A 3558-nucleotide genomic window follows, 5' to 3' on the forward strand; every position below is an offset into this window, starting at 1 on the left:
GCCGTCGCCGGCGCGGCCGGCGCCCCCGCGCAATCCGGTGGTGGCCGCCGCCTTCCGCGGGGCCGCGGCCCGCAAGCTCGACCTTCAGGTGGACGAGGACGGCTGGACCGAGTTCTGATGGGCGCGTGAACGCGCGCGCACCCCGGCTGAGGACTTTCGCGGCGGCCGCCTTCCTGTGGGGAGCGGCCGAAGCCTTTCTGTTCTTCGTGGTGCCCGACGTGCTGCTGGCCTGGGTGGCGCTGCGGCGCGGTCTGAAGGCGGCGTTGGTCTGCAGTCTCCTCGCCGCGGCCGGGGCGACGCTGGGCGGCGCGGCCATGTACGGCTGGGCGGCCCGTTCGCCCGAGACGGCCGCGCGGGCGGTCGAAAGGGTGCCGGCGGTGGCCGACGGCGCGACGGACAGGGCGGTGGAGGCCATGCGTCGCGAGGGCTGGTTCCGGGCGGCGGCGAGCGGGGCCTTCGCCGGACGGCCCTACAAGCTCTATGCGGCGGCGGCCCCGCGCGCGGGCGTCGAGCCGACGGCCTGGGTCGCGGCGGCGACGCCGATCCGGCTGCCGCGGTTCCTGCTGATGAGCGTGGGGTTCGCGGTCCTGGGCGCGCTGCTGCGCGATCGGCTGGACCGTCGGGTGATGCTGGCCCTGTACGGGACCGGCTGGACCCTGTTCTACGCGGCGTTCTGGACCCTGACGCCGGGATAACGAGACCGGCCGGCCGGAGCCGACCGGTCCTGCACGCTTAGCTCTTCTTCATGCCCATCATGGCCACCAGGCCGAGCACCACGCCGGCGCCCATCGAGGCCTTGTCGGCCCAGGCCGGCATCTTGGCTTCGAACGGCAGGATGTCGGTGAACATCATCGCCGCGCCGACGCCGAGCAGAACGATCGCGATCAGGAACATCAGGTTTTTCATGTTTCGCCCCCTCCCCGAGGCGGGTCGAGGGTAAGCCCGATCCGCGCGATCTGGCAAACCGGCGGTATTTGCGACGGAACAGGACGCCGCGACGTGAAGCGGCGCCGAGACCGCTAGCCTGACGCTGCGGCAAGGCGTAAGACGCCGCCCGAAAGCCCAACAAGAACCAAGAGGGAGACGCGCGTGCGCGACATCCGCCATTTCATCGACGGGGTTTCCGTCGAGGGTAAGTCCGGCCGCTTCGGCGACGTGTTCAACCCCAACACCGGCGAAGTGCAGGCCCGCGTGGCCCTGGCCACGCCCTCCGAGCTGGACGCCGCCGTGCAGTCGGCGCAGGCCGCCTTCGAAGGCTGGGCCGCGACCAACCCGCAGCGCCGCGCCCGCGTGATGTTCGAGTTCAAGCGCCTGGTCGAGCGCGACATGAACCTGCTGGCCGAGATGCTGTCCTCGGAGCACGGCAAGGTCATCGCCGACTCCAAGGGCGACGTGCAGCGCGGCCTGGAAGTCATCGAGTTCGCCTGCGGCATCCCGCACGCCCTGAAGGGCGAGTACACCATGGGCGCGGGCCCGGGCATCGACGTCTATTCCATGCGCCAGCCGCTGGGCGTGGTGTCGGGCATCACCCCGTTCAACTTCCCGGCCATGATCCCGATGTGGATGTTCGGCACCGCCATCGCGGCGGGCAACACCTTCATCCTGAAGCCGTCCGAGCGCGATCCGTCCGTGCCGGTGAAGCTGGCCGAGCTGATGATGGAAGCCGGCGCGCCGAAGGGCGTGCTGAACGTCGTGCACGGCGACAAGGTCGCGGTCGACGCCATCATCCAGCACCCGCAGATCCACGCGATCAGCTTCGTGGGCTCGTCGGACATCGCCCACTACATCTACTCGAACGGCACGGCCAACGGTAAGCGCGTCCAGGCCTTCGGCGGCGCCAAGAACCACGGCATCGTCCTGCCCGACGCCGACCTCGGCCAGACCGTGAAGGACCTGACCGGCGCGGCCTACGGCTCGGCCGGCGAGCGCTGCATGGCCCTGCCGGTGGTGGTGCCGGTCGGCAAGAAGACCGCCGACGAACTGCGCGAGCGCCTGGTGGCCGAGATCCCGACCCTGAAGGTCGGCGTCTCCACCGACGCCGAGGCCCACTACGGCCCGGTGGTCACCGAGGCCCACAAGCAGCGCGTGCTGGGCTGGATCGACACCGCCGTCCAGGAAGGTTCGGAGCTGGTCGTCGACGGCCGCGGCTTCAGCCTGCAGGGCCACGAGAAGGGCTTCTTCGTCGGCCCGACCCTGCTGGACCAGGTCAAGCCGACCATGAAGTCCTATCATGAGGAGATCTTCGGCCCGGTGCTGCAGATCCTCCGCGCCGAGACCTTCGAAGAGGCCCTGGCCCTGCCGTCGCAGCACCAGTACGGCAACGGCGTCGCCATCTTCACCCAGAACGGCCGCGCGGCGCGCGACTTCGCCGCCCGCGTCAACGTCGGCATGGTCGGCATCAACGTGCCGATCCCGGTGCCGGTCGCCTACCACACCTTCGGCGGCTGGAAGCGTTCGGGCTTCGGCGACATCAACCAGCACGGCATGGAAGGCGTCCGCTTCTGGACCAAGACCAAGACCGTCACCGCCCGCTGGCCGGAGAGCGCCCTGGAGCACCAGGACTCCTCCTTCGTCATCCCGACGATGCGCTGATGAACGAGACGGAGGCGGGCCGCGAGCGCCATACGCGCGCGCCCAAGCGGCCCGCCGCCTTCTTCGTGCTGTTCGCCCTCGCCGGCCTGATTTTGGCCGGCGGTGTGGCCTGGATGCTCGCTCGCTAGTTGATTTCGCAGGCGCCCCCTTCGAGTAACGCCGGTTTCGCTGTAAAGGTTAACCTGCGCGGTAACGATCCGCGCGGGGAGGCCCTTATGGCGGCGGCGTCGCATCATCGGTTTCTGCTCTACAGCCTGCTGGCGGCCGTGCTCGGCCTGTCGCTGGCTGGCGGCGGCTATTGGGGCTACTGGAACTACTACGCCCGCTTCCAGCCGGTGCTGATCACCAAGAACCAGAGCGACATCCAGAAAATCCTGGACGAGAGCGGCTGGGTCTCGCCGGGCGACCGCACCGGTCCGTGGCTGTACGTGGTCGGCTGGCGCAACTGCGACGCCTGCTCGACCTACGAGCGCGAGGAATTCCCCAAGCTGCGCGCCGCCGGCGTCGACACCCGCGTGATCGTCTTCGCCCGCGAAGAGCGCGAAGGCCTCGTCCAATCCACCCCGTCGGAACGCGCCACGGTCGCGGCCCTGTGGCTGGACCGGGACTGGGCGCTCTACCAGCGCTGGAAGACCGTCAGCTCGCGGGCCTGGACGGCCGAGGGCCTGAAGCCGGCCGACGGCGACATCGCGCGCACCGCCGTGGTCAACGCCACCGGCGCGACCGCCACCCAGCTGCAGACCTATCTGCGCGGCAACAATGTCGACGGCGCCTATCCGATGGTGCTGTGGCGCGATCCGGACGGCTACCTGAAGGCCTGCGCCTGCGCCGACAAGCGCAGCTGGCACTTCATCCGCAAGGACCTGGGCGCGCCGGACAAGGCCCCCAAGACCACCGACGAGAACGCCGTGGTCGCGCCGCCGGTCGCGCCGAGCGCGGCGCCGGCCGCCGCCGCCGCGCCGGCCC

General features: G+C 70.2%; 5 protein-coding genes. 4 read left to right on the top strand and 1 reads right to left on the bottom strand.

Features of this window, described 5'->3' with window-relative positions; genetic code table 11:
• Positions 1-125 precede the first annotated feature (125 nt).
• Positions 126-695, top strand: coding sequence for a hypothetical protein (locus tag G3573_RS20860; protein ID WP_163263573.1), 570 nt, complete (start codon positions 126-128; stop codon positions 693-695).
• 37 nt (positions 696-732) lie between these two features.
• On the opposite strand, the gene G3573_RS20865 is transcribed toward G3573_RS20860, so the two are convergent.
• Complete coding sequence (locus G3573_RS20865) at positions 733-906, bottom strand: hypothetical protein (protein ID WP_163263574.1); 174 nt, start codon at positions 904-906, stop codon at positions 733-735.
• Between the two features lie 183 nt (positions 907-1089).
• Here G3573_RS20865 and G3573_RS20870 point away from each other — a divergent pair, with 183 nt between their 5' ends.
• The 3 genes from G3573_RS20870 to G3573_RS20875 form a co-directional block, all read left to right on the top strand.
• Positions 1090-2592 (top strand): CoA-acylating methylmalonate-semialdehyde dehydrogenase, encoded by a 1503-nt coding sequence (locus G3573_RS20870; protein WP_163263575.1) that lies wholly within the window; start codon positions 1090-1092, stop codon positions 2590-2592.
• Positions 2592-2720 carry a hypothetical protein gene (locus tag G3573_RS22495; protein ID WP_276208767.1) on the top strand — a complete coding sequence of 43 codons (129 nt, stop codon included), beginning with the start codon at positions 2592-2594 and terminating at the stop codon, positions 2718-2720. The genes G3573_RS20870 and G3573_RS22495 overlap by 1 nt, the downstream gene beginning before the upstream one ends.
• Positions 2721-2807: 87 nt before the next feature.
• A partial coding sequence (locus G3573_RS20875; protein ID WP_205598413.1) for a hypothetical protein occupies positions 2808-3558 on the top strand: 751 nt, incomplete at its 3' end.

The organism is Caulobacter sp. 17J65-9 (assembly GCF_010975005.1).
Taxonomy (GTDB): Bacteria; Pseudomonadota; Alphaproteobacteria; order Caulobacterales; family Caulobacteraceae; genus 17J80-11.